Raw genomic sequence first — 23,703 nt, forward strand, 5'->3', positions numbered from 1 at the left:
GGTTGAACAGGTCTTAATAACCAGGAAATTAGGTGGTTTTAGAGTGAGTTATTGGTTGGTTTTAGTAGATTTGACACAATATACAAAGTCTAAGAGTTTACAATAACGAGTGGACTCCTCTAAGGAGACCACTCGTTACGTTTAACAACAATTTTTCTTCTCATCATCACTTGAACAGCAATCTTCGCTTTTGGCAGTAGCTTCTGACGTTTGTATTTCTTTTTCCTTTATCTCCTCAATCTGGACATTACAACAACTAGAATCCTTTTTAGCATTTTTTTTGAATAAACGAAACATTAAACTCATCTCCATTTCTTTATATTAGATAAAAGATAAATCCTGACAATGTCGACATTGTCACCACGGACAAGACAAAGGTGAAAACTAATTCTTTTTTAAAGATTGATTTTAATAAAATGACTTCCGGTAGACTTGCACCTGCTGAGCTAATCATCATAGCCATAACAGGACCTAAAGCCATTCCTTTCATAATGAGAATCTGTGAGATAGGGATCATACTGGATAGGCGAATATATAAAGGGATTCCTACAATTGCAGCAATAGGTATTAACCACCAATGCCCTTCACCAAAAACAGATGAAATCCATTCTGTAGGAACTAAGCCATGAATGACAGCTCCAATTGCTGCACCCAAAATTAAGTAGGGATAAACACTTTTCATTAGAGCGATTGTTTCTATAAAGGCTAGTTTATAGTTAAATTTCTTGTCACTTTCCTCATATCCCGATATCACAACATTTTTCACATACTTTTCAAAACCAAGTGTTTCAAGTAAAAACCCAATCATAACGGAGAAAATACTTGTTATAACCGTGTAGATGATCGTCACTTTCCAACCGAGTATAACGCCCATTATGGTGATAATCGTTGGATCTAATACAGGTGAGGCAAATAAAAAGATCATGACAATCCCGAAAGGCATTTTCTTTTTCAGCATATTGACGACGATTGGTATGGTAGAACAGGAACAAAATGGCGTAATGAAGGCAAATCCTATGGCTGCTAAAGCAGCAATTATTCGATTTTTGCCAGCAAGCTTTTTCTCGATCTTTTCATATGGGATATACCCTTGTAAAAGACTAATGAGAAAGGAAATGACAATAAATAAAACTGTTAACTCTAAGGCAATATAAATAAAATTCTTTAATGTCTCGATCCACATCGTTTATCTCATCCTTTTAACAGCAAGCTGATTCGCAGCAAAGTGTTGAATCTATTTGTTTTGTTTTTACCAGGGCCTTAACCTTGGATTTGAAACCTTGTTTGAAAGCAATCGAATTGTGAATGGCAGAAACCTCAACGAATTCTTCCTTCTTTAACTTTGAAAGCAAATAGACTTCATACTCATTAAACATCTTGTCATCTCCTTAAAACAAATTATTTTGATATATTAATCAAAAAAAATTGATGTTTAGGTGAAAAAATTTTATCCCACTCTTAACGGGCAGTAAGACCCCCATCTCAAACTTCTATGTTTCAAAGAGGGGAGGTGTGGGATAACCTGACAGTAAAGGTCCTGTAGGTTCAACTATCATCAGCGGGAGATGAAGAAACCCTCACTGATGGAAGTTTTTCACTTGATCAGCAAGTAGGTCTAAATAAGCAACAGAGTTCTGCTGATAATAAGTGATTCACTTCATCTAGATTAAGCTTGTAGTAATTCCATGTGCCTCTAGTCTCTCTAATAATGAGGTTCGCATCCAATAAGATTTTTAAATGATACGATAATTTGGATTGTGTCATGTTGACCATTGGAGCTAGATCATTCACATTTATTTCGCCTTTTTGTGTAAGGAGATTCATGATTTGCAATCTTTTTTTATCGGCGATAGCTTTAAATTTCCCCTCATACATTTCAAAGACTTTTTCTAGAGATACATCCTGTAAATTTATTTCCTGTTTCATCAAAAACACCTTTTTTAAATCAATTTTTTTTGATATTTTAACTATATATCCAAAATTTTCTATTGTCAATGAATTTAATCAAAAAAAATTGATTTAGGTCATTTTAGTTGGAAAGGGAGATAAAATGAACGTCATCATTCAAAATTTAAAAAGGGAACATTGGGATCAAGTGAAAAAAATCTACCTAGATGGGATTGCAACAGGAAATGCCACCTTTCAAATGGAAGCACCGATGTGGGAGGAATGGGACGAGAGTCATACTGCAAATTGCCGATTAATTGCTGCTATTGACAATCAAGTCGTAGGCTGGTCAGCATTAAGCCCTGTTTCAGGCCGATGTGTTTACGCAGGTGTTGCAGAAGTAAGTATTTATATTCATTCGGATTATAAAGGAAACGGAATTGGGCATACATTACTTCAAGCGTTAATTAACTCAAGCGAGGAAAATGGGTATTGGATGTTACAAGCAGGAATTTTTCCTGAAAACAAAGCTAGCTTGGCATTACATAAGAAGAGTGGATTTAGAGAAGTAGGGATTAGAGAGCGAATTGGAAAAATGAATGGTGCATGGAGAGATGTTATTTTGCTCGAAAGAAGAAGTAATGTTATTTGATTATGAGAAGGAAGAAATGGCAATCTATTTGGAGTAATTTAAACGTTTATCATATTGAAAGCTATTAAAAAAATGCTTTTTCTTAAATAACGACTCAGCATTCACGCGATGTTCATAGAGGTGTTGGATGGTGAAGTTTGAAGAAGAGTACTTATACTAGCAGTAGACTGCTTTTTATAGATATTAGTGGATTAGTTTAAATACAACATTTATAAGGAGTTTATTTCTTTGAAAAAAATATTATTACCCATGTTTTGTTTCTCGGTCCTTGTGATTATAGGTGCTTGTCAAAAAAAGTACGATGGAGAATATGTACAATGGGGAGATTCGGAAAAAACTGTTGATACGAATAGATTGGAAGAAAATGCTATTCCATATAAGCTTGAAAATGGACGCGTATATATCCCGGAAGATGCTTTCGACAAGGCTATATACTGCTGTTCTTAAAAGGTACATAATATTAAGGAATACCGTAATAATCGCATAATTCAAATAAAAAAACACCCTTATACAGGATGCTAAGTAAAGTGTTTGATTGCTTGTTGAAGATTCGCAAAGATCGTAATTTTGTTAAAGTGTAAGCCAATTTTTACCTTCGTTTGTGAATTTCTGTTCTAATCTCTGATAAAAAACTACGGTTGCTTATCCTGTTCAAGTAATTCAATTATTCTATCAAGTTTTTGTTCGATGGCCTTATCCTTATTTGGTTGCTGCTGCTTTGTAATAAGTGAACGAACGATAAAAAAGACCACAAAAAATAGACCGAAAATAAAAAGAAACATGATTAATTGAAATATAGCATCACCGATATTCAAATAAGTTCCTTCCTTTACAAGTTTTAGGTTATTATAGCATAAATGATGACTTTGCTTTTATGACATGAATGACAGCATCAAGTTTTAGAGAATGAATCTAAATATCAATTGACCAATCCAAATTGCAATAAGAATCCAAATAAAAATAAAGAGAAAACCAACAAACCAATTTTTCGGCTTTCCATTTTTCTTTATTTCTTCTGCATGGGCTCGGTGCTCCTCTATTACCACTGGCGGTATCAACTTTAATGCCAACAAAATACCGATAGGAACGAGGATAAGGTCATCGAGATATCCTAGAACAGGTATAAAATCAGGAATTAAATCAATTGGACTAAAAGCATAGGCAACCACAGAAATAACGACAACTTTGGCATACCAAGGGACCCTTTTATCCTTCGAAGACAAATAAAGGACAAATAAATTCTGTTTTAAATTTTTTGAAAAGACTTTTAACTTAATTAAAATATTTTGTTTCTCCATGTATGTTGATTACCTCCCTTCTCATTCGATTATAAATTAGACGGAGTTGAATGAATAAACATTATCATAAACAACACGAGTATTTTTGGACTGATATGGCTATTCGCTAAAAATAATGGTTAAAAAGTGGACAATACCTTATCCGTTATTTTCAATTTTTTTATCCTTGGTAGGGAAATTTCCTTGCAAAAAAATGTCAAGGAATAGTCATAACTGCGCTACACTATGTGGTAATTGGATTTTTTGTTATTTAACAGCATGTTTCAGGTTCGTATTACCTTGAAATGGAAGGGGTAGACATGTATTTTTAAATAGAGTAGTAGATTGCAGGTGTGTTTAAGAGGGGGAAGCAATGCTGAAAAAACGATTGAACAAATATTCTTTCTTATTTATCGCCACAGTAGTCATGTGGATAAAAACGTATCTTGTGTACCAAACAAGCTTTGATATAAAAATAGAAAATCCGATGCAGTCCTTTATTCTATTTATTAATCCGTTAAGCTTCTTCTTACTGCTTTTTGGCTTTGGTTTGTTTATGAAACAAAGGGCCAGGAACATTTACATAATCGTTGTTAGTACACTTGGGACGATTTTGTTAATAGGAAATATCATTTTTTATAATTTCTATAATGACTTCTTAACGATTCCGGTATTATTTCAGTCAAGTAATATGGGGGACCTTGGAGGCAGTATTCAAGAGTTAGTTAAGCCAAGCTATTTTCTTTTGTTTGTTGATATCCTGTTTTTAATTTGGTTAGCCGGGAAATATAAAAGCAAAGAAGATCGTGCTGTGACTGTTAAGGAAAAAGTCTCTTATTTTCTTTTAGTTTGTGCAGTTTTTATGTTTAATTTAGGACTTGCTGAAGTGCAGCGTCCACAGCTTTTAACTCGCTCATTTGACCGTGAGATTCTCGTGAAAAACATAGGTATATTTAACTTTCATATTTATGATGGGATTTTTCAGTCAAGAACTTCCGCACAAAGGGTGCTTGCAGATAGTGATGAGCTAGCTGAAATCCAAAACTATATCAATGTAAATAAAAAGGACCCAAGTGATGAGATGTTTGGTATTGCAAAAGGTCGTAATGTGATTTTTGTTTCACTGGAATCTACGCAAAGCTTTGTTGTGAATGAAACCTTAAATGGTGAGGAAATAACACCATTTTTAAATGATTTCATAAATGAAAGCTATTACTTTGACAATTTCTATCATCAAACAGAACAAGGAAAAACCTCAGATTCTGAGTTTATTGTTGCTAACTCATTATATTCGCTGGGACGTGGTGCTGTGTTTTTCACAAATAGCGATAATGAGTATAATGCAATACCCGAAGTTTTAAAGGATCATAATTATTACTCTGCGACGTTCCATGCAAACAATGCGAGCTTTTGGAACAGAGATATTATGTATGATTCCTTTGAAGTAGATCAATTTTATGATATCAAAAGCTATGAGGTAACACGTGAAAATTCAGTAGGATGGGGCTTAAAGGATGGAGAGTTTTTTGAACAATCAGTTGATCTTATGCAGGAATTGCCTCAGCCATTTTATAGCTACTTTATTACGTTAACAAATCATTTTCCTTTTGAGCTGGAGGAAGAGGATAAATTAATTGATGAATTTGATTCATATAGCGGGACATTAAATCAATATATTCCGACTGTTCGTTATCAGGATGAAGCATTAAAACGATTTATTAAAAAATTAAAAGAATCTGGTCTCTATGAAAATTCTATTATCGTATTAATGGGCGATCATTATGGTATTTCAGAAAATCATAATAAAGCAATGGCGAAGTTTTTAGGTAAGGACGAAATTACACCATATGATACGATACAGCTTCAACGCGTCCCATTTTTAATCCATATACCTGGTATTACCAATCACCATCCTAAATTGATTTCAGACATTTCAGGACAAATAGATGTAATGCCAACCCTATTACATCTATTAGGTATTGATACAACTGACATGATTCACTTTGGCGAGGATTTATTTTCACCTGAACGCACGCCATTCGCTGTGTTAAGAAATGGAAGCTTTATCACAGAGGAGTTTATCTCTGTTTCAGATGTGTGCTATGATCGCCAAACAGGTGAACAGCTCGATCGTGAGGGAACATGTGATGTATATGAGGACAAGGCACATGATGAGCTAAGCTTTTCAGATAAAATCATCTACGGAGATTTATTGAGATTTTATAATAGAGAAAAGGAAAGTGTGGAGGAGTAACTTCCACGCTTTTTATTTGTTTTATTCCTTCTTGATTCCTAGGAGGTATTGTATCAAAAGTAATGTAATTTTCGTTGAATAGACACTTAAGTCCCTTCTGATATCCTGAGTGTTTTATCGTTATAGTTCCCTGTACCTCCATTTTTTACGAAAAAGGACGGGAATATTTAACTAAATTTTACATAGTTATACATATATTTACATAGAGTTAATAAATTGTTAAAAAACGGTTGCTATAATTAGAAAATGTAGGAACAAATTAGCGAAATGTGTTGGATTATGTTTGTTATTGAAGAACTATAAAAAAGAAGTTTCTATAGAGATTCTAGGTTTTATGTAGTGTGAAGTAAAAGAAACGATCCTTTTTTTGGTTAATTAGTCATAAATAAATAAGAGAATTAGACTATGTTGAGCTATTGTTGAAGAGAAATGGATTTTGTATGGGTAATTTAGATTTGACAATCAGATGTTGATTAACTCAATAGTAAAGGTTGAAACACAGATGGAGATCTATGCTGTTAATATTCATGATCCAATACCAAATCAAAAAAATTTTGAACATCTCATCAAAGCCCTTTTCCCTCATAAAGAGAATGAGATTAGGAAGTATAAAAAAGTTGGGGATCAAAGGAGAAAGCTTTATGGTGAATTATTATTAAAATATATTCTTAGTAAAAAAGTAAATATTAAAATGAATAAGATATTATTTTCAAAAAATGATTATGGAAAGCCTTTATATAAGGAAAACAAAGGTATCCATTTTAATTTATCTCATTCTGGTGATTGGTGTGTTTGTGCTTTTAGTCAATTTCCAATAGGAATAGATATTGAACAGATGGAACCGCTGGATATACAGTGGACTGAACATTTTTTTCATCCGGATGAGATACAAAGGCTGAAACAATTACCAGAACATCAGCAAAGAGAATACTTCTATAAACTATGGACCATGAAAGAAAGCTATTTAAAAGCAATTGGTTGTGGGCTTTCTCAATGGAGTAAGGAGCTAACTGAAACATATATTGGTGAACAAACAAGTTCTTATCAACACTTTATTTTCAACGAAAATTATATGATTTCGATTTGTGAATTATAAAATGAGGTGTCATAAATGAAAAATATATATAGTGAAATGTTGAATATCAGGGAAGATAATTTTTTTGAGGGAACAAATATAATTAAAGGACTTGCAAAATACCGAAAAGCTGATGTAGATGTTGAAAGGTATATCCATTCAGCAAAAAAAGTTGTTCTGAATAACGATGTTTTTAAAAGCTATGTCGATTTATCAAATCATGATGTAAGGATCTACTCTGATAGATTAAGTGAAGAAGATTTAGTAGAGGTCATTTATTTAAAAAGTGAAAGACATGTCATTGATTTTGTTGATAGGTTCAATACAAAAGCTGAATTTGAAAAAAATAATCATAGAATCATATCATTGAAAATTATCATAACAGATGAATGGTTGTTTCTCTGCTGTATAGGACATCATTCTGTTAGTGATGGCAGGTCAATGTACATCATTATTAATGAAATTAGTGAAGTCTATACAAATGAAAGCTATTATGCTCAAGATAATATAAAAAAAATTAATCAAAAGGAAATGATCGAGCAGCAACAGCTATACCTACATTCGAAAAGGTTTAATCGCGATTATGAGTATTGGCAGAATAAGTTAGGGTCCATTGACAACTCTGCTTCGTTTCCAAAACTCGAACAGGCAAATCGATACATACATCATTTACCTGCTTTATTAAAGGAAAAATTATTTGCACTTTCTGAAAAGGAAAAGGTAGATATATTAAGTTTATTGTTAGTTACAATCGCAAATATTGAACCAGTGTTACTTAATCAAAATGAACCAAATCAGGTAATTGGTTTTGTTACAGATACTCGGAAAAGAGCAGAATATTCGACTATGAATATGTATGTAAATAATATCAGCCTGGTTTTTCATAACCTCCATGAAAAAAGGATAGTTGATGCGTTGTCAGATGCTGGAAAAGAAGTTATGTCCAGTTTAAGGGCTTCAAAGTTTCCTGTCGCAAAATATATGGATACAAAGTATAATATCCTAATTTCTTATCATAAAACTCCTATGACCACACACAAGCTTCAACCCCTTAGTGAATATTGGACAGGCCCTGATAAAATATCAGTGCCTATGGTTGTGACCTTTAAACAAAGAGGAAATGACCTTTATATTGAGTGCGATTATAAAACGTCAAAGTTTGATCAAGAGCTAATCAAGCGCTTTTTTGAAATGTTTGTGTCAGTTCTTGCTCATATAATCTCCAGTATAAGTTCGGGTCAGCATGAAGAGTTGGAACTTAAAGATATCCCGCTTATAAATAGTGAAAAACAAAAAATCTACCCAAATGAAACAATCACAAATCATAACCATTTACAAGAAGCCATTTATGAACATTTAGTCTCTTTACAAAAAGAAGCAATCATATGCGGCAGTGAGTCTATTACATACAAAGAATTAAACACCCAATCTAATAAGGTTGCCAATTTTTTAGTTGAAAAAGGGGTAACAAAGGCAGGAATTTGGGGTGAGAAAAATATCCATTACGTCATTGGTATTTTAGGAGCAATTAAGGCTGGGGTCACCTATATACCTCTAAGTCCTAAAACACCAAAAAATCATATTGAGTTTATTCAAAAAGAACATGATCTCCTTTTATTGAATTCGAATTCTGAGGAAAAAGCAGGTTACCAAGCCATTAGTTCAATTCTCAGTGAATATTCACAAATAGCTGAGAAAGCTTGGGATGTTTCAAACAAAGAAATTTGTATTATTTATACGTCAGGAACAACAGGTAAACCAAAAGGAATCCCAATTAAGAATACTTCAATCGATCATGTGGTGAGACAACAACCGCAATTAAAAGTAGAAGCTTCTGATCACTTATTATTGATCGCGGATACAACATTCGATATTTCTTTATTCTCCATCTATGGAAGCTTAGCGAATGGGGCAAAACTGATTCTGATTCATCATGAAAACTTGTTTGAAGAAGGCTATTTAAAATCGATTTTAACCAAGTATTCAAATGCAATTACTTGTATTACACCTGCCTTAATTAGGGCATTGCCGATTGATACATGGGATCATATGAAATTTCTAACATGCGGCGGGGAAAAATTGGATAAGACACTTGCCGAAGAATTGTTACAAGTAAAGGAAACAACTATTTACAATGCATATGGACCAACCGAAGCGACTATTTTGTGTACGCTATTTAAACTTGATCATCGATTAAAGCATCTTTCAACCGTCCCAATCGGTAACCCAATAAACTCGATGAATATGGTCATTGTCGATTCACTAGGTAGAATTTTACCGGATTATTTTGAAGGTGAATTACTAATTAACGGAGCAGGTGTTATGGATGGTTACTATCATTCTGATAAGGATCCATTTGTCTTAATAGAAGGAGAAAAATACTATCGGTCAGGTGATATTTGCAAGAGAACTGAAGAAGGGATTTATTTTATTAACCGAATCGATAACCAAATTAAAATAAACGGTTATCGAATTGAACTGGATGCGATTGAGTCTGGGTTAAGAGATGTTTTACCAGGGACTGAATTCGTGATAGATGTTTTTCGAAATTCTATTAATGTATATACAACACAGTCGATTGATACGAAGCAAATAAATAATCGATTAAAAGAGGCACTTCCAGAATATATGATTCCAAAAGTATATATGACAGTTCCAGAAATACCATTAACGAAAAATCATAAAGTGGACTACAAGCAATTAAGAAAAAGGATGAATCACGATACTAGTGTTGAGATGAATAAGGAAGAAAAAGCCAAAGTCTTAATGGATGAGATGTCACGTGTCTTGAACATCAAGGAGTTTGATCTCGAGGAATCCTTTTTCTCGTACGGTGGAAATTCATTAAAAGCGATGGAACTAGCTGCCAGAATAAATGAAACCTATGAAACAACTTTAACAAGTATCGATATTCTTAAATACAAATATGTAGATGAAATTGCTGAACATATCATGATGTATGAAAAACGTACAATTCCAACAAACAGTAATGAATCTTTAAGTCCGTTGGGAACACCTTTGTCCCATATGCAGCAAATGATCGTGTTTGATTATTTATTAGATCCAACTTCAACAAAATATGTAATGTGCAAAGTATTTAAGGCACATTCAATTAAACATGCTAAACAATTTATGCAAGCTATTGAAAAGGTTATTAGCCAACATTCTATTTTTAAAATAAATGTTGAACAGCAAAATGGACATTTTGTCCAGAAGGTGAATCAAGCATTTCAAATTCAAAAACAAATGAAGCCGCTTATTACGATACCTAATTGGTCAGAGCTTGTGAAGCCTTTTGATTTGTTTACAGATTCACTTGTGAGATTGTCCTTATACCCTATTAAGCAAGCATTTTATATCATGATCGAGATCCATCATCTTTGTGCAGATGCTACGACCATTCTTCAATTGTTAAAAGAAGTACAAGAGGTTTGTGAAGGCGGTGAGCCGGAGTCATTACCATTTGATTATGCCAGTTATGTTGCATATGAAAAGCAACAAGTAACAAGAGCAGATTTTTCTCAACAGAAAGATCAGATTGTTGAGAAGTTTCGTAATGTAAAGAAGCTGACTTTTCCAACATTATCAAATTCAAATCAGTCCGGGCAGCTCCAGCATAAAGTCAGAAACGATGTGTATAAGCGTTTAAAGAACATACAAAAAGAATTAAATGTTTCCATACAAACAGTTGTATTATCAGCTCTTGGCTTTGTAGGTTCTAAGATGAATGACGAAGATGAGTTTATGTTAGGTATACCTGTAAGCCTAAGGGATCAAATGAATTTATCGTCAGTGTTAGGGCCGATTATTAATACTGTTCCTTGCAAAATTTCAGTAAATCAAGAGGAAACGGTGTTTTCGTATATTAACGAGGTACAGAATGAAATTTTAGAGGCATTAGGTCGTAAACATATTCCATTAAGTGAGATTTTAAAGGAGTTACCTGAGCAACCTTCTATGTTTGATGTTGTGGCTTTGGTACAGGAATTTGTTGATACAAATAAAATCGATGGGATTTCTGAGATTGAAACACCTGTAATAGATGAGAAGTTTAAGATGACCTATCAATTATTCGAAAAAAATGGGGAATTCTTTCTTGATTTATCTTTTAAGGGTTATCAAACAGTTGAGATCGCTAGAATCATAAAGGCATTTGAAGAAACAATCGTTTTATTTGATACAAATTTAGATGAAAAGATATCAAATGTGAATTTTACTCATGATTTATCCATTGTTGAACCGGAAAGGAAGGGTATTGATACAACGATTTGGGATCATGTTCTTCAGTCAGCTAAAAATACTCCTACTCAGCTCGCTCTTTTCCGATCAAAGCGTACCTATGAACAAATGATTGAAGATATTAACCGAATTACATCCAGATTACAAGACTTAGGGATTACAAGAGGGGATATTGTTGCTCATTCTTATGAAAGAAGTGATGAAGGGATTTTACTTCAATTAGCTATTTCACGATTAGGAGCTGCCTATTTACCTGTAAATAGTGAATTAACTGATCTTCAAATTGATGAAATATTACATTCAGCAGGAGTCGTACTCATGATTGGAGAAAAACAGCGTTTTATCAAGACGGTCTCCTATCAATATTTAATGGAGTCGATAACAGCAGTCGAAACCATGTTTAATATAGCAAAGCCTACTGACCTTCTTTATATCATGTTTTCTTCTGGAACAACAGGTAAACCAAAAGGGATAAAAATTTCCCATACGAATGTCATTGCCTTTATTATGCATGGGGATTTTTACAAAGCCAATCCAGGTGATCGTGTTGCACAAATATCAAATAATGGGTTTGATGGTTCAACCTTTGATATTTATCGAGCTTTATGCAATTCAGGTGAATTACATGTCTTGTCAACAGAAGAGGTAAAAAACCCGATTTCTTTATTCAATTATATAAAAAGCCATCAGATTATGACGTTTTTTATGCCGGCAAGCTACTTTAATTTACTCGTTGATGCATTTGATTTGTCTGAGTGGAACGCGATGACACAAATGTATATTGGCGGGGAAAGACTTTCTAAAAAGCATGTGGAAAAAGGATTGTCAATGATGAAAGGTCAAATCATAAATGGCTATGGACCAACAGAAACCACAGTATTTGTGAGTACAGAATGCCTATCAAGAGAGGAAATTAACCCAGTGATACCGATTGGCAAGCCATTAGCCCATCATAAAATTTATGTGCTTGACGATCAATTAAATCCTGTTCCGAAAGGGTTTATTGGAGAATTATATGTTGGCGGTCCTAGTATTTGTCATGGATTTCTGAATGCTAATGAAGCGGAACAATTTATTTGGAATCATGACATGTCAGAGAAACTGTATAAAACCGGTGACTTTGTCCTAATGGATGAATCCGAAAAGCTGTATTTTATCGGACGAAAGGACGATCAGATTAAACATAGCGGATATAGAGTTAATCTCTCTGAAATTGAAAAGAAAATAGAGACCATACCATCTGTAGAAAAAGCGACCGTTCTATATATTCATAATGAAATCATTGCTTATATCAAACTAAAACAAGGCGGCCATTTGACTCAGGTTCAAGAAGTTATCACAACAAGATTTGCTAAATACATGCAGCCGAATAAAGTTATTCAAGTAGAATCATTTCATTTAAATTCGAATGGGAAAATCGATAAACAGAAATTAAAAGAAAAAACACAATAAGGGAGAATGAAAGGAATGCATAAAGTAGATCTCGATGACTTACAAGAGCTATGGAAAGAAAGTTTAAAGCTAAACTACATAGATCCGAAATTAAACTACTTTCAAAGCGGTGGAGCATCATTAGAAATCATGAGTTTAATTGCAAAAGTAAATAGTCGGTATAATTGTCAAATTGATATTAAAAGGTTTTTTCAAAACCCGACTTTTCCTCTTTTAGAGATATTAGTAACAGAAGCCATTCAAACATCCTTGAATGGAAGAGTCATTGAATTGGAACAACAGTCTTATACAAATAGAGAGAAAAGATCTCATAAAGACTTTTTTTATCCTCCTTCAGCTGCTCAGGAATTAATTTATTTAGATTTGATTCGTGATCCTAATACGACTAAATACAACATTACTAAAGTATTTCAAGTAAATGGGGATTTGGATATTAAAAGATTTGAACGAGCTATAAGAACAATAATAAAAGAGCATGATGTTTTATCTAGTCAATTTAAACGATCTGAAGGCAAGATAGTTTCATATAAGAGTGAGAAGGAATTTGTCATAGAAATAACAGAAGAGGATATTCGCTCGATTCAACATAGCAAGGCTTTTGATTTAGAAAATGATTTGCTCCTGAGAGTCGTATTTGTGAAAAATCAAGATAAAAACTATCTAATTTTTGATTCTCACCATCTGATTTTAGATGGAGCATCAGTAGCTATTCTATTACATTTTATCCAAAACACAGTTGTTTTCGGGGAAGACTTTCTGTTCGCGAATGATACAGAGTCATATAAAACATATGTAGATTGGTATAACAACTACCGCAATTCACCTGATTATCAGCAAAAATTAATAAATACTTGTCATAAATTAATTGGCTATGAACCAACTGTGTTGCCACAGTATAAGATGAAAAATAATGAATCCATTAGTTTTCTAAATAAAAAGTTAAAGCAAGAGAGCTTAGAAGCTTTGGATAAGCTTACAGGAGCTTATGGAAAGAGTGAATTCGTTACCTTATTATCTGCGTTTTATCTTACTCTTTATGCATTTACTGGTGAGGAAAACCTATTAATAGGTACACCGACTGCGGTTCGTCCGGGGCCTGAGTTTGAGAAAATGATTGGCATGTTTGTGAACTCAATCCCATTGAGTATAACCCTGTCAATGAATCAAACGATCAATGATTATATACAGCAAGTGTCAGAAGTAGTAGCAGAAGGATTAAGTAATCAGGAAGTGACAAATCAAGACTGTTTACATTATCTAAAGGAGCACCAGCATTTAGAACAATCAAGTTTATTTTCTACCTTGTTTCTAGTAGAAAACAGTTTAGACAGCATTGAATTTGATGAATTTTCGCTGCAAGCAAGAGAAGATTTTGATGTCGTATCTGCAGATCAAGTGATGACTTTCAGAATTAGAAAATCAGAGGAATATATAATGGATGTGAATTTTGATCCTAGCCTCTACAATACCGAGATCATCAATTCCTTTTTCGATACATTTGAAAGAGTATTAATTCACTTAGCAGACGATCGTGTGAAAACAGTAGAAGAGATCAAATTTATTTCTGCAGAAACAGAAAAAACGATTTTTGATCATATCGAAAAGGTTGTCACAAAAGAAATTGACCCGATTGTAAGCTATAGCTTATTTGAACAATTCGTATCGACACGAGCAGATGAAATATGTATTGAAGGGTTAAGTGAGAAGATCACCTGGAAAGAAACAGATCAACAAGTATCCAAAGTGGTCAATTATCTTACACAATTTGATGATATACTAGACCGCCCAATTGGTTTGGCGTTTGATCGTAATCATCATATGTTTGTAGCTATTTTATCTGTGCTGAAAATCGGTGGATGTTTTGTTGCGCTAGATAAAAAATACAGCCAACAACGTAAGCAGGAAATTATGGAAGAAACAGGGATGTTATACATATTAGCTGATGAGGATATGGATTTTTCTTCAGAACAACAAACGGTTATTAATATTACCAAACTGCCAATAATCCAAATCACGAACACAGATTTTACTCCAGCAGATATTTTATCAGATCCTGATAAAAATATGACAATTGTATTTAGCTCGGGTACAACAGGACGGCCAAAGGGAGTTCAGATGTCTTACAGGAATTTTTCTCATCTCCATAAAAATATCGATTTTTTAGAAGTATCACAGGAATCTAGAGTATTAAGCATCACTAATTTTACATTCGATGTATTCCTGACATCACTCTCTTTTATGCTTTATAACGGTGCTACCACTGTTTTAGTAGATGATCAAACGATGTTAGATTCAAGTCGCTTAGCTCAATTTACGAATCAAAAGGGCATTACACACATATGCTGTCCAACAAGTATTTATCATAACTTCAAAGAAGCGGATGTCCCTTACCTAAAAAATACAAAGTTGTTAGTTGCTGGAGAAAGAATGAGTTATGGGCAATCCAAAGCATTTTTCGGGCAAGGACATAAACATATCTACAATGGCTATGGACCTGCAGAATCATGTGTATATAGCTCTTACCACTTAATTTCCGAGCAAGACTTTGAATCTGATTTTAATGAGATTTTAATTGGAAAACAATTAAAGGAAAATATCATAGTTTTAGTAGATCAATATAATAGAGTGTTACCAAAGTACGCCAGAGGAGAAATAGTTATTTTCGGAAACACGTTAACAGCAGGCTACTTGAATCAGAAGGAGTTAACAGAAGAGCGGTTTACTTACGAGATTATTCCCGGTCATAGAGGTTTTAAGACAAGAGATATTGCTGCAAGGGTAGCAGATGACCAATATATCTATATTGATCGAATTGATACGGAGATTAAAATTCGTGGCTATAGAGTGAACACAAAGGATGTCATTAATGAAATTGAAAAGCAAGTAACAACGAATAAGATGGCCATTTTTTCAGAAAATAATATGTTAATGTGCTTTATTGAAAGTGATATGGATGTGGAGGTAAATGGGTTACTTGCTAGATTAAGAGAACGATTACCTTCCTACATGATTCCTTCAGTTATCCAACAGGTAAAAGCTATTCCGCTAAACCATAATGGAAAAGTTGATAAGAAGAGATTACTAGAGCTCGCTGCAAATGAATCAAATAAATCTGATAACGATCCCATTTCTTTTCAAGATAGCACCGAAAAGGACTTATACCATATTTGGAAAAAGGTTTTGGGGAATTATGCTTCGATAACTAGAGAAAGTAACTTTTTCTCGGTTGGAGGTCATTCGTTAAAAGTGATGGAGCTCCAATATGAAATAGAAAAAACATTTCATGTGAGGGTTCCAATCAATATTCTCTTTGAAAAAATGGTGTTAAAAGAACAAGCGGCTGAGATCCATCAGCATCATGCTGAATTTGAAATCTTAAAAAATGAGATTACACATGGCAAAAGATTTCCACTTACACCATTTCAGGAATCGTTGTATACGCTCTATCTTCAAGATCCAAAAAGTACAAGGAACAATATTGTTCTGTTAAGTAAAATTCAGAATACAACCAATATCAATGATTTAAAAAGAAGAATTGAACAAGAGGTTGAGCAACAAAGTATCTTTAAAACAACGTTTGTCCATGAAAATGGAAAACTGTTACAAATGTTAGATGAGCGTCTATCATTTTCTATAGAAGAGGAATTTATCCGGAATAAAGACCAAATCAAATCATCCATTCGTCCATTTGATCTCCACAATGACATGTTGATCAATGTAAAGATTGTTCATTTACCAACTGAAACCTTCTTGTTAGTCAATATTCACCACATAATATTTGATGGTGAATCGGCCAAGATCTTTGTTGAAAATCTATTGAAACGAAACCATTTAGAGCCTGTCAGAGAATCTGATTATCATTTCTTTGATTATGCAACATATATTGACCGTTATCGACAATCTGATCAATATACAGAGGATGCAAACTATTGGAAGCATCTTGAAGGGATCAAAAATGTTACATGGCCATATGACTTTGAAGAAGAGGTAAGTAGAGAGAAGGAAGAAGTGGCATCTGTTTCTGAATTGGTTTCAAAAGAAATGCATCATCAAATCAATACGATCGCACACCGGATAAATGTGCCTAAAATATCAGTGTTAATGTCAGCCTTCCATTTAGCGATTGGTAAAGTAAGCAGTGAAAGCTCCTTTGCGATTGGGACATCGATTGGATTAAGAATGGATAATGAATTTAAACAAACCATCGGTCCATTTGTTAACACTTTACCGATTTATGCAGAGATTAATCAGAATACAGCCGTAAGTTCATTTGTTAAACAACTGAATCAACGATATTTAGATGGGATTAAACATATCCATATTGGCTTTCCTGAAATGGTGACGATATCCAAAGTAGAACGAGATAAAAATAGCAACCCTTTATTTAATGTGATGTTCATTTATCAACCAGAATATCTATCTAGTCATAATGAAATCGAGGAACTAGGTTTAACAGATGGGGAGCTATTAAATGTCTCGGAAAAATTTGATCTGACAATGAATTTCTTAGATTGTGGAGATCATTCCAAAATCCTTGTGACATTTGATGCAAACAAATATCGTTTACAAACCATGAATATCTTAATTGACAAAATGATGAAAATCTTATCGGAAATTCATAAGAATCAAGAAATTCTTATCCAGGACATTCATTATCAAACCGAACGAGAAAAGGAAATTTTAAATTCGTTTCCAGACTATTTTGACGAAAATCCAGCTAATGAAACAATTTTAAGCTACTGGAATACGCATGTACGAGAATGTCCTGAAAAAATATGTATAGAAAAAGAAGAGGTTAGCTATACATTTTTAGAAATCGATCAAATGGCAAATTATTTAGTGTCTGAAATGCAAAATAGAGGAGTTAATCAATTTGACCGTGTCGGATTTTTATTTGACCGAAGTATTGAAATGTATGTTTCACTTATTTCGATTTTAAAGGTCGGTGCGTGTTACGTTCCACTTGAAATTGAAGCTGAGGATATGTACCTGCAAGGGTTAATAAACGATGCTGGTATCAAACTGCTATTAACTGAAAACAAGTTTAAGGAACGGCTAACAGCTGAACAACATATTGTTGTTTCCTTGGATCAATGTTTAGAGATAGATATAAATGAATCATATGATAGTACTGCAACGTTAGCGCTGCTGTACACATCAGGTACAACTGGAAAACCAAAAGGGATTTTAATAAGCCATGATAATATGATTAATTTATCAAATGCTGAACCTGGAAATAAGATTACTCGTCAAGACACACTCATACAAATTGCAAATTATACATTTGATATATCATCCGTTACATTTTTCAATTCTATCATTAGAGGCGCCAAACTCCTGTTATGTGAAAAAAGTTATATCTATGAAATTGATAAGCTAACAACGTATATGAAGGAGAAAAATGTCACATATGTTTTCCTGCCAACTGCAATTTTCCATTTGTTTGAAAAGGAGAGGCTGAAACAGCTAAATGGAGTCACCTTTATTGCAGGTGGTGAAGTGATGTCAAAACATAAATTAAAAGATTTCTTAGAAATTGAACACATTAATATTTACAACATGTACGGTCCAACTGAAACATCAGTATATAGTACGATTCATCATGTTGAGAAATTGGACAAAGGGCCGATTCCTATAGGGAAACCAGTTGAAAATACAGTTGTAAAGGTAATCAATGATGCCAATACAATTTGTGAAGTAGGAGAAATTGGAGAGTTTTATATAGGAGGAAGAGGTGTTTCAAAGGGCTATTTAAATCTTGAGGAAGAAACAGCGAAACGCTTTGTCAAGTTGGATGGAAGGACCTTTTACAGAACAGGTGATTTTGTCCGAATTACCTCCCATGGACAGATTGAATTTTTGGGTAGAAGAGATAAACAAGTAAAAATAAATGGAGTTCGAATTGAGCTGCATGAAATAGAAAATGCCATTAAGAAAGAGTTTATGCTCAATAAGATGACGATTATTTATCATAAAAATCAATTACTAGCATTTATTGAGGATGAATTCGACAAAGTGACTTTGCAAAATAATGTGAAGAAAATTTTATCATCCTATAAATGCCCGTCAGATTACATCAAAGTAGGTGAAATTCCATTAACGGTAAGAGGGAAAATCGACGAAAGAAAATTAATTCGCCTATATGAAGAGTCAGTGGTTCAAAAGGAATTTTCACATAATGAGATCGAATTAAATCCTGCTGAAATAGAGTTAAGGGAGCTGTGGTCTAAGGTACTAAAACTGCCATCCGAAGCAATTGGTAAACATGATAATTTCTTTGAAATTGGCGGATCTTCGATTCAAGCAATTTCACTTGTTTCTCAAATGAGAAAGGCAGGCATGCCTGTTGAGTTTGAGGATTTAATCACATTTCAAACAATTAATGAAATGAGCATTTACCTGAATTCCAAAGGGGAAATGGATAAGCAGGAATCCGTTCCGAACAGCTTTGATGAAGTTGTTATTGTGTTTCCAGCCTACATGGAAGAAACCATATATAAAGAAATATCAAAGCAATTAATGAGCCATCTCAAAGATAAAACAGTGTATATTTTAGATTTTTATTATGAAAAGGATTATATCGAGCATTACACAAATAAAGTCATAGACATTATTGAGGCTCATGGCGGAAACATCTATTTGTTCGGTTATTCATTTGGCGGTGTCCTTGCACATGAGGTTTCCATTAATTTAAAACTAGCAAATTATCGTATTAATGGGATTGTGATGCTTGATTCATATTTCGCAAAAGGGAAAGATTTTTATAAAAAAATGCTAAGAGGAACATTTTTAAGTAAAAACTTAGCTGCTTATCAATTGGAAAAAGCATATCCGCAATTTAAAGAAATAGATAAAGATCTTAAGTTTGAGCTTATTGAAAAATTTGAACGTTTTTATAAATTAACAAATACGATTAAAACAACAAATCTTTATGCGGAAGTTCCCCTTTACTTTGTTAAATCTCAATCTTCTATGAAGAATATTGAAGACACTAGAGGCGAGTGGAAAAACATCTATACAAATCAATATTTTGAATACAACACACCTGTTTCGCATACAAACATGATGAAATTTGAAGAGTTAGAGGTCATGTCAGAAATAGTAAAAGCGATATTTGAAAAGGAATTACAAGGTGAGAGAGTTGAGGTAGGATCCTATGGCAACTAATCTAATGCTGGTTCCTTGTGCAGGATGCAGTGTCATCAACTTTAGTGAATTAATTAAAAAATTAACGGATGAAGACATTGTGGTCAGTCTAATAAAGTTATCAGTTGACTATGCAGAAGCAATTCAATTAGATGAGATCATAGCTGAAATGGTTGATATCATTAGGCATTCCTCTGAAAAAATCGTTTTATTTGGTCACAGTATGGGGGGCATTCTAATACTTAAGCTATTAGAATGCCTGTCTCCAAATGAGTTAAATCAGATAAGTGGAATCGTTTTTTCCTCATCTGTTCCCCCCCATACATTGGAGACATTGCAGAGGAAGATACCGAATGTTAATAGTGATTCATTTCAAGAATATTTAATAGAGTTAGGGAACCTGAACAAAGCGCATTTTGAAGATGAATTTTTTAAAGAGTATCTATTTGAAAGGATAAAACGGGATTTTTCTATTTTAAAAGAGTTAGAGTTACAGGCAGATATTGATTACAACGAAATTTTTAAGAAAATCCCAACTCTTGTTTTAAAAGGGGAAGAGGAGCCTATGCATGAAGAATTTTTATTACAGTGGCTGGACTACGAAAATATAGACATGAAAACACTTAGTGGAGATCATTTTCACTACAAGCAAAATACAGAGAAAATTGCGTTAGAAATAAAGAAAAGGGGTGTTCTCATTGATTAGTTTAAAGAATGTGACAAAATCTTTTGGCGAGAAATCAGCTAAATTTCAAGTGATTAAAGGAATAGATCTTGACATAAATGACCATGAATTTGTTGTTTTATTAGGACCTAGCGGAAGTGGAAAGACAACATTACTAAATATGATTAGCGGATTAGAGGTTGTAGATGATGGAAGTATTAACTATGACTCTACTGATATCACAAGTTTATCAAATTCAAAAAGCATTAAGTTTCGCAGAGAAAATATTGGTTACATATTTCAACAATACCATCTGTTGCCGAACCTGACTGTGAAGGAAAATATTGAGCTGGGTGCAAGTGATAAACAACAATACAAAGAAATTGATCAAATGTTGGAAAAGGTAGGGCTTGAGAATCATCGTGATAAATTACCTTCTGAATTATCAGGAGGACAGCAACAAAGAACGTCAATCTTGAGGGCATTGATAAAAAAACCAAAAGTACTAATTTGTGATGAACCAACAGGTGCATTGGATCAAAAATCCGGGATAGCCGTTTTAGAACTGATTCAAAAATTTTATGAAGAAAGTGATATGACAGTGATTATGGTCACCCATAATGATAAAATTGCTCATTTAGCAAATAAGGTTATTTACATAAAAGATGGTGTAATTGAAAGAACGGAAGAAAATACACCGAAAAAAATTAATGAAATTGAGTGGTGAAAATGAAACAAATAAATAAAGAAATCAGAAGATTTACACTTAAAAGAAAACTGGAGCTGCTTGCTTTAAGTATTTTTATCTTGTTAATTACCGCATTATTTAATTATTTATGGAGCGGAGTTAATCAGATAGAGGCGAATTACAAGGAAATCATGAAAATATCGAATGTGGAAGAATTTCGCCTTTTACCTGAATTTGAATTTGAGGAATATGCAGAAGAAATAGCAGATGATTATTCGATCTCTGCCGATGATCTGGCAAATCTTTCGCCAGCAGAATTAATGGATAAGTACCATATTAGTACAGCTGATTATGAGCGTGAAAGTATAGAAGCCTTGGAGGATAAATATCATTTTCAGTCTGAATTATATGAAGAAGCTATTCTAAAAGAAGATAAGATCACTTATTTTATCACTCCTTACAATGGTGAAATTGACAAAATAAGCTATTCAGAAGGGGAAAGACCTGAAAGTGGAGAAGTAGCCATCTCATTGCAGTATGCAAATAGTCAAAATATTAAAGTGGGGGATGTCCTTTCACTTGATGGGAAAGAGTATAAGGTCTCAGGGTTAACATTTAGCCCTCTTCAACTATTACTATTTTCAAATGAGTTTTCTGAAGATATGTTTAGCCGCTCAAATGCAGGTATTATCATGAGCGAAAATGACTTCCGTGATCTAGATGTATCAAGGAACCATGTATACTTGGCTCAATTTGATGAATCTGTAGAGGCTAAAGATCATGAGATTGATAGGATGCAGGAGGATGATCTAGTTGCTTCTGTTTCTACACCAGATCAAGTTCCTACATTAAACACGATTCAAACAGATATTAATACAAATTATTATTTGAGTTTAGTTTCTGTTATTACTCTATTCATCATTACTGTGTTTTTAATCGTGATTATTCTTAATAATCAATTAGCTAAATTAAACCATGAATTTGGTATTATGCTTGCAATTGGGATCAAAAAATTCCAAATTCTAAATGCATTTCTTGTTTACTCTTTTATCTTCGTTCCTTCGATCCTTTTAGGGACCGTTCTCGGAATCATGATGCAAGGAGGTATTTTTGCTCAATTCAGTGCCATCTATAATCTGAATTTTTTACTAGAAAATAATTATGTTGATTCGATCATTTTTGGACTTTCACTTGCAGCATTTTTGGTGCTACTTGTGATCATGCTTGTATTACTTAAATTAAGAATCCCTGCCTTAGCTTTAATAAAAGGTGATTCTAAAACGAAAACGAGCATCTTTTTTAAATCATTAAAAAAGGCTTTTCGATGGCTTCCGCATAAAATGCAAATTAAAAGTTCATTTGCCTTTTATAAAGTCTCATACCTTTTAACGATGATGATGACGATTCTGATTGTCTTTAATATCTTTTTAATTGGGTTTAACCTGGTTTCTTCCAATCAAAAAGACTTTGAATCATATGCAAGCAATCTAAATTATTCCGAATATGGAGTATTTGAAACAACAGAGACAAGTGATGAAGAAAATATAGGTATTCAGGCGGCTTATGAATTAATAAATGTTCATTCTCGTCAGCTGGAAAACGAAAATTTATCAGTTTTAGGATTGAAGTCAGATGGAACAGGATTTGAGCAAATTCACGAGTTATTAGATGATCCTGACAGTATCGTGATTACAAAAAAATTAGCGTATCAGTATGATCTAGATGCGGGTGATACCATTACATTGGAAATTGATCATCAGCCTGTTGAATATACAGTAAGTGCCATTAATCCGCTAAATTTTGATTCGAATAATTATGTAACGATTCAATCCTTATGGGAACATGATCCAACATTTGATTCTAGAGAATTTAATATCTATTTTGCTGACAATGAGAATGATGATCTGCTGGATGAGGCGGATTATACCGTTAGTAAAACAGATGAAGTGAACCAAGTTAGAACAAGCTTAAACCAAATGAGTACGTTGTTAACATTACTATTTATTGCAACATCCATTATTTCAATCGTCTTGCTTGTTCTGATTGGGAACTTAAGTGTGAAGGAAAACCAAAAGGCCATTAAAATTTTAAATTTACTAGGTTATAGCAGGTTTCAAACCTTTCAATTATCAACAGATGTTTATAAGATCCCTATTATTATTTTCAGTTTAATCGCTATGCTAATTAGTCCATACATTTTAAGTGCGTTTGAATCCTTGATAAATGATAATGAGTCAAGTATCTATATTGCTCTTGAGAATAGTCCGGTAACGGCGATGATCGTAGTTGTTATGCTTCTGGTTATTTATTATTTAGTGTTTTTGTTTACATATTTAATAGATACTCGAAAAAATAAGTAGATTGTCATT

Annotated in this window: 15 protein-coding genes; 9 read left to right on the plus strand and 6 right to left on the minus strand. The window is 33.4% G+C overall.

The genetic code is table 11. The features are described 5' to 3' along the window. Positions 1–141 precede the first annotated feature (141 nt). From AC4GZ8_RS13475 to AC4GZ8_RS13490, 4 genes are all read right to left on the minus strand, one after another. Positions 142–297, minus strand: coding sequence for a hypothetical protein (locus AC4GZ8_RS13475; RefSeq protein ID WP_491082389.1), 156 nt, complete (start codon positions 295–297; stop codon positions 142–144). A gap of 19 nt (positions 298–316) precedes the next feature. Beyond that, on the minus strand, positions 317–1,183 hold the full coding sequence (locus AC4GZ8_RS13480; protein ID WP_491082390.1) for a permease: 867 nt from the start codon (positions 1,181–1,183) through the stop codon (positions 317–319). A 16-nt stretch (positions 1,184–1,199) separates the two neighbouring features. After that, complete coding sequence (locus tag AC4GZ8_RS13485; protein ID WP_491082391.1) at positions 1,200–1,376, minus strand: hypothetical protein; 177 nt, start codon at positions 1,374–1,376, stop codon at positions 1,200–1,202. 226 nt (positions 1,377–1,602) lie between these two features. Then, positions 1,603–1,926 carry an ArsR/SmtB family transcription factor gene (locus AC4GZ8_RS13490; RefSeq protein WP_491082392.1) on the minus strand — a complete coding sequence of 108 codons (324 nt, stop codon included), beginning with the start codon at positions 1,924–1,926 and terminating at the stop codon, positions 1,603–1,605. A gap of 124 nt (positions 1,927–2,050) precedes the next feature. Between AC4GZ8_RS13490 and AC4GZ8_RS13495 the strand changes: the two genes are divergently transcribed. Together AC4GZ8_RS13495 and AC4GZ8_RS13500 are read left to right on the plus strand one after the other, a co-directional pair. Continuing rightward, a complete protein-coding gene (locus AC4GZ8_RS13495; protein ID WP_491082393.1) occupies positions 2,051–2,539 on the plus strand; it encodes a GNAT family N-acetyltransferase in 489 nt (162 codons plus the stop codon). A gap of 249 nt (positions 2,540–2,788) precedes the next feature. Beyond that, on the plus strand, positions 2,789–2,986 hold the full coding sequence (locus AC4GZ8_RS13500; RefSeq protein ID WP_491082515.1) for a hypothetical protein: 198 nt from the start codon (positions 2,789–2,791) through the stop codon (positions 2,984–2,986). Between the two features lie 185 nt (positions 2,987–3,171). Here AC4GZ8_RS13500 and AC4GZ8_RS13505 read toward each other — a convergent pair whose 3' ends face one another. Both AC4GZ8_RS13505 and AC4GZ8_RS13510 read right to left on the minus strand, forming a co-directional pair. Continuing rightward, positions 3,172–3,354, minus strand: coding sequence for a DUF4083 family protein (locus tag AC4GZ8_RS13505; protein ID WP_491082394.1), 183 nt, complete (start codon positions 3,352–3,354; stop codon positions 3,172–3,174). Between the two features lie 84 nt (positions 3,355–3,438). Next, entirely contained in the window at positions 3,439–3,837 is a 399-nt protein-coding gene (locus tag AC4GZ8_RS13510) for a YkvA family protein (protein WP_491082395.1), read from the minus strand. A gap of 352 nt (positions 3,838–4,189) precedes the next feature. On the opposite strand from AC4GZ8_RS13510, the gene AC4GZ8_RS13515 reads away from it, so the two are divergent. The 7 genes from AC4GZ8_RS13515 (at position 4,190) to AC4GZ8_RS13545 (ending at position 23,694) form a co-directional block, all read left to right on the plus strand. Next, on the plus strand, positions 4,190–6,070 hold the full coding sequence (locus tag AC4GZ8_RS13515) for an LTA synthase family protein (RefSeq protein WP_491082396.1): 1,881 nt from the start codon (positions 4,190–4,192) through the stop codon (positions 6,068–6,070). Between the two features lie 502 nt (positions 6,071–6,572). Then, positions 6,573–7,166 (plus strand): 4'-phosphopantetheinyl transferase family protein, encoded by a 594-nt coding sequence (locus tag AC4GZ8_RS13520; protein WP_491082397.1) that lies wholly within the window; start codon positions 6,573–6,575, stop codon positions 7,164–7,166. 15 nt (positions 7,167–7,181) lie between these two features. Further along, the gene (locus AC4GZ8_RS13525) at positions 7,182–12,836 is read left to right on the plus strand and encodes an AMP-binding protein (RefSeq protein ID WP_491082398.1); all 5,655 of its coding nucleotides are present in this window, start codon (positions 7,182–7,184) and stop codon (positions 12,834–12,836) included. Between the two features lie 15 nt (positions 12,837–12,851). After that, positions 12,852–20,003 (plus strand): amino acid adenylation domain-containing protein, encoded by a 7,152-nt coding sequence (locus tag AC4GZ8_RS13530; protein ID WP_491082399.1) that lies wholly within the window; start codon positions 12,852–12,854, stop codon positions 20,001–20,003. Beyond that, positions 19,993–20,688, plus strand: coding sequence for a thioesterase II family protein (locus AC4GZ8_RS13535; protein ID WP_491082400.1), 696 nt, complete (start codon positions 19,993–19,995; stop codon positions 20,686–20,688). Before AC4GZ8_RS13530 ends, AC4GZ8_RS13535 begins: the two co-directional genes overlap by 11 nt. Further along, the gene (locus AC4GZ8_RS13540) at positions 20,672–21,373 is read left to right on the plus strand and encodes an ABC transporter ATP-binding protein (RefSeq protein WP_491082401.1); all 702 of its coding nucleotides are present in this window, start codon (positions 20,672–20,674) and stop codon (positions 21,371–21,373) included. The genes AC4GZ8_RS13535 and AC4GZ8_RS13540 overlap by 17 nt, the downstream gene beginning before the upstream one ends. A gap of 2 nt (positions 21,374–21,375) precedes the next feature. Further along, complete coding sequence (locus AC4GZ8_RS13545) at positions 21,376–23,694, plus strand: ABC transporter permease family protein (RefSeq protein WP_491082402.1); 2,319 nt, start codon at positions 21,376–21,378, stop codon at positions 23,692–23,694. The last annotated feature ends 9 nt before the right edge of the window (positions 23,695–23,703 follow it).

This window comes from Metabacillus sp. RB-C-LZQ-3-1 (assembly GCF_058315175.1).

Excerpts from the sequence above, each read along its gene's own strand:
- AC4GZ8_RS13530 (WP_491082399.1), top strand. The coding sequence starts at position 12,852 with ATGCATAAAGTAGATCTCGATGACTTACAAGAGCTATGGAAAGAAAGT.
- AC4GZ8_RS13495 (WP_491082393.1), top strand. The coding sequence starts at position 2,051 with ATGAACGTCATCATTCAAAATTTAAAAAGGGAACATTGGGATCAAGTG.
- AC4GZ8_RS13535 (WP_491082400.1), top strand. The coding sequence starts at position 19,993 with ATGGCAACTAATCTAATGCTGGTTCCTTGTGCAGGATGCAGTGTCATC.
- AC4GZ8_RS13490 (WP_491082392.1), bottom strand. The coding sequence starts at position 1,926 with ATGAAACAGGAAATAAATTTACAGGATGTATCTCTAGAAAAAGTCTTT.
- AC4GZ8_RS13525 (WP_491082398.1), top strand. The coding sequence starts at position 7,182 with ATGAAAAATATATATAGTGAAATGTTGAATATCAGGGAAGATAATTTT.
- AC4GZ8_RS13480 (WP_491082390.1), bottom strand. The coding sequence starts at position 1,183 with ATGTGGATCGAGACATTAAAGAATTTTATTTATATTGCCTTAGAGTTA.
- AC4GZ8_RS13500 (WP_491082515.1), top strand. The coding sequence starts at position 2,789 with ATGTTTTGTTTCTCGGTCCTTGTGATTATAGGTGCTTGTCAAAAAAAG.
- AC4GZ8_RS13485 (WP_491082391.1), bottom strand. The coding sequence starts at position 1,376 with ATGTTTAATGAGTATGAAGTCTATTTGCTTTCAAAGTTAAAGAAGGAA.
- AC4GZ8_RS13545 (WP_491082402.1), top strand. The coding sequence starts at position 21,376 with ATGAAACAAATAAATAAAGAAATCAGAAGATTTACACTTAAAAGAAAA.
- AC4GZ8_RS13510 (WP_491082395.1), bottom strand. The coding sequence starts at position 3,837 with ATGGAGAAACAAAATATTTTAATTAAGTTAAAAGTCTTTTCAAAAAAT.
- AC4GZ8_RS13520 (WP_491082397.1), top strand. The coding sequence starts at position 6,573 with ATGGAGATCTATGCTGTTAATATTCATGATCCAATACCAAATCAAAAA.
- AC4GZ8_RS13475 (WP_491082389.1), bottom strand. The coding sequence starts at position 297 with ATGTTTCGTTTATTCAAAAAAAATGCTAAAAAGGATTCTAGTTGTTGT.
- AC4GZ8_RS13515 (WP_491082396.1), top strand. The coding sequence starts at position 4,190 with ATGCTGAAAAAACGATTGAACAAATATTCTTTCTTATTTATCGCCACA.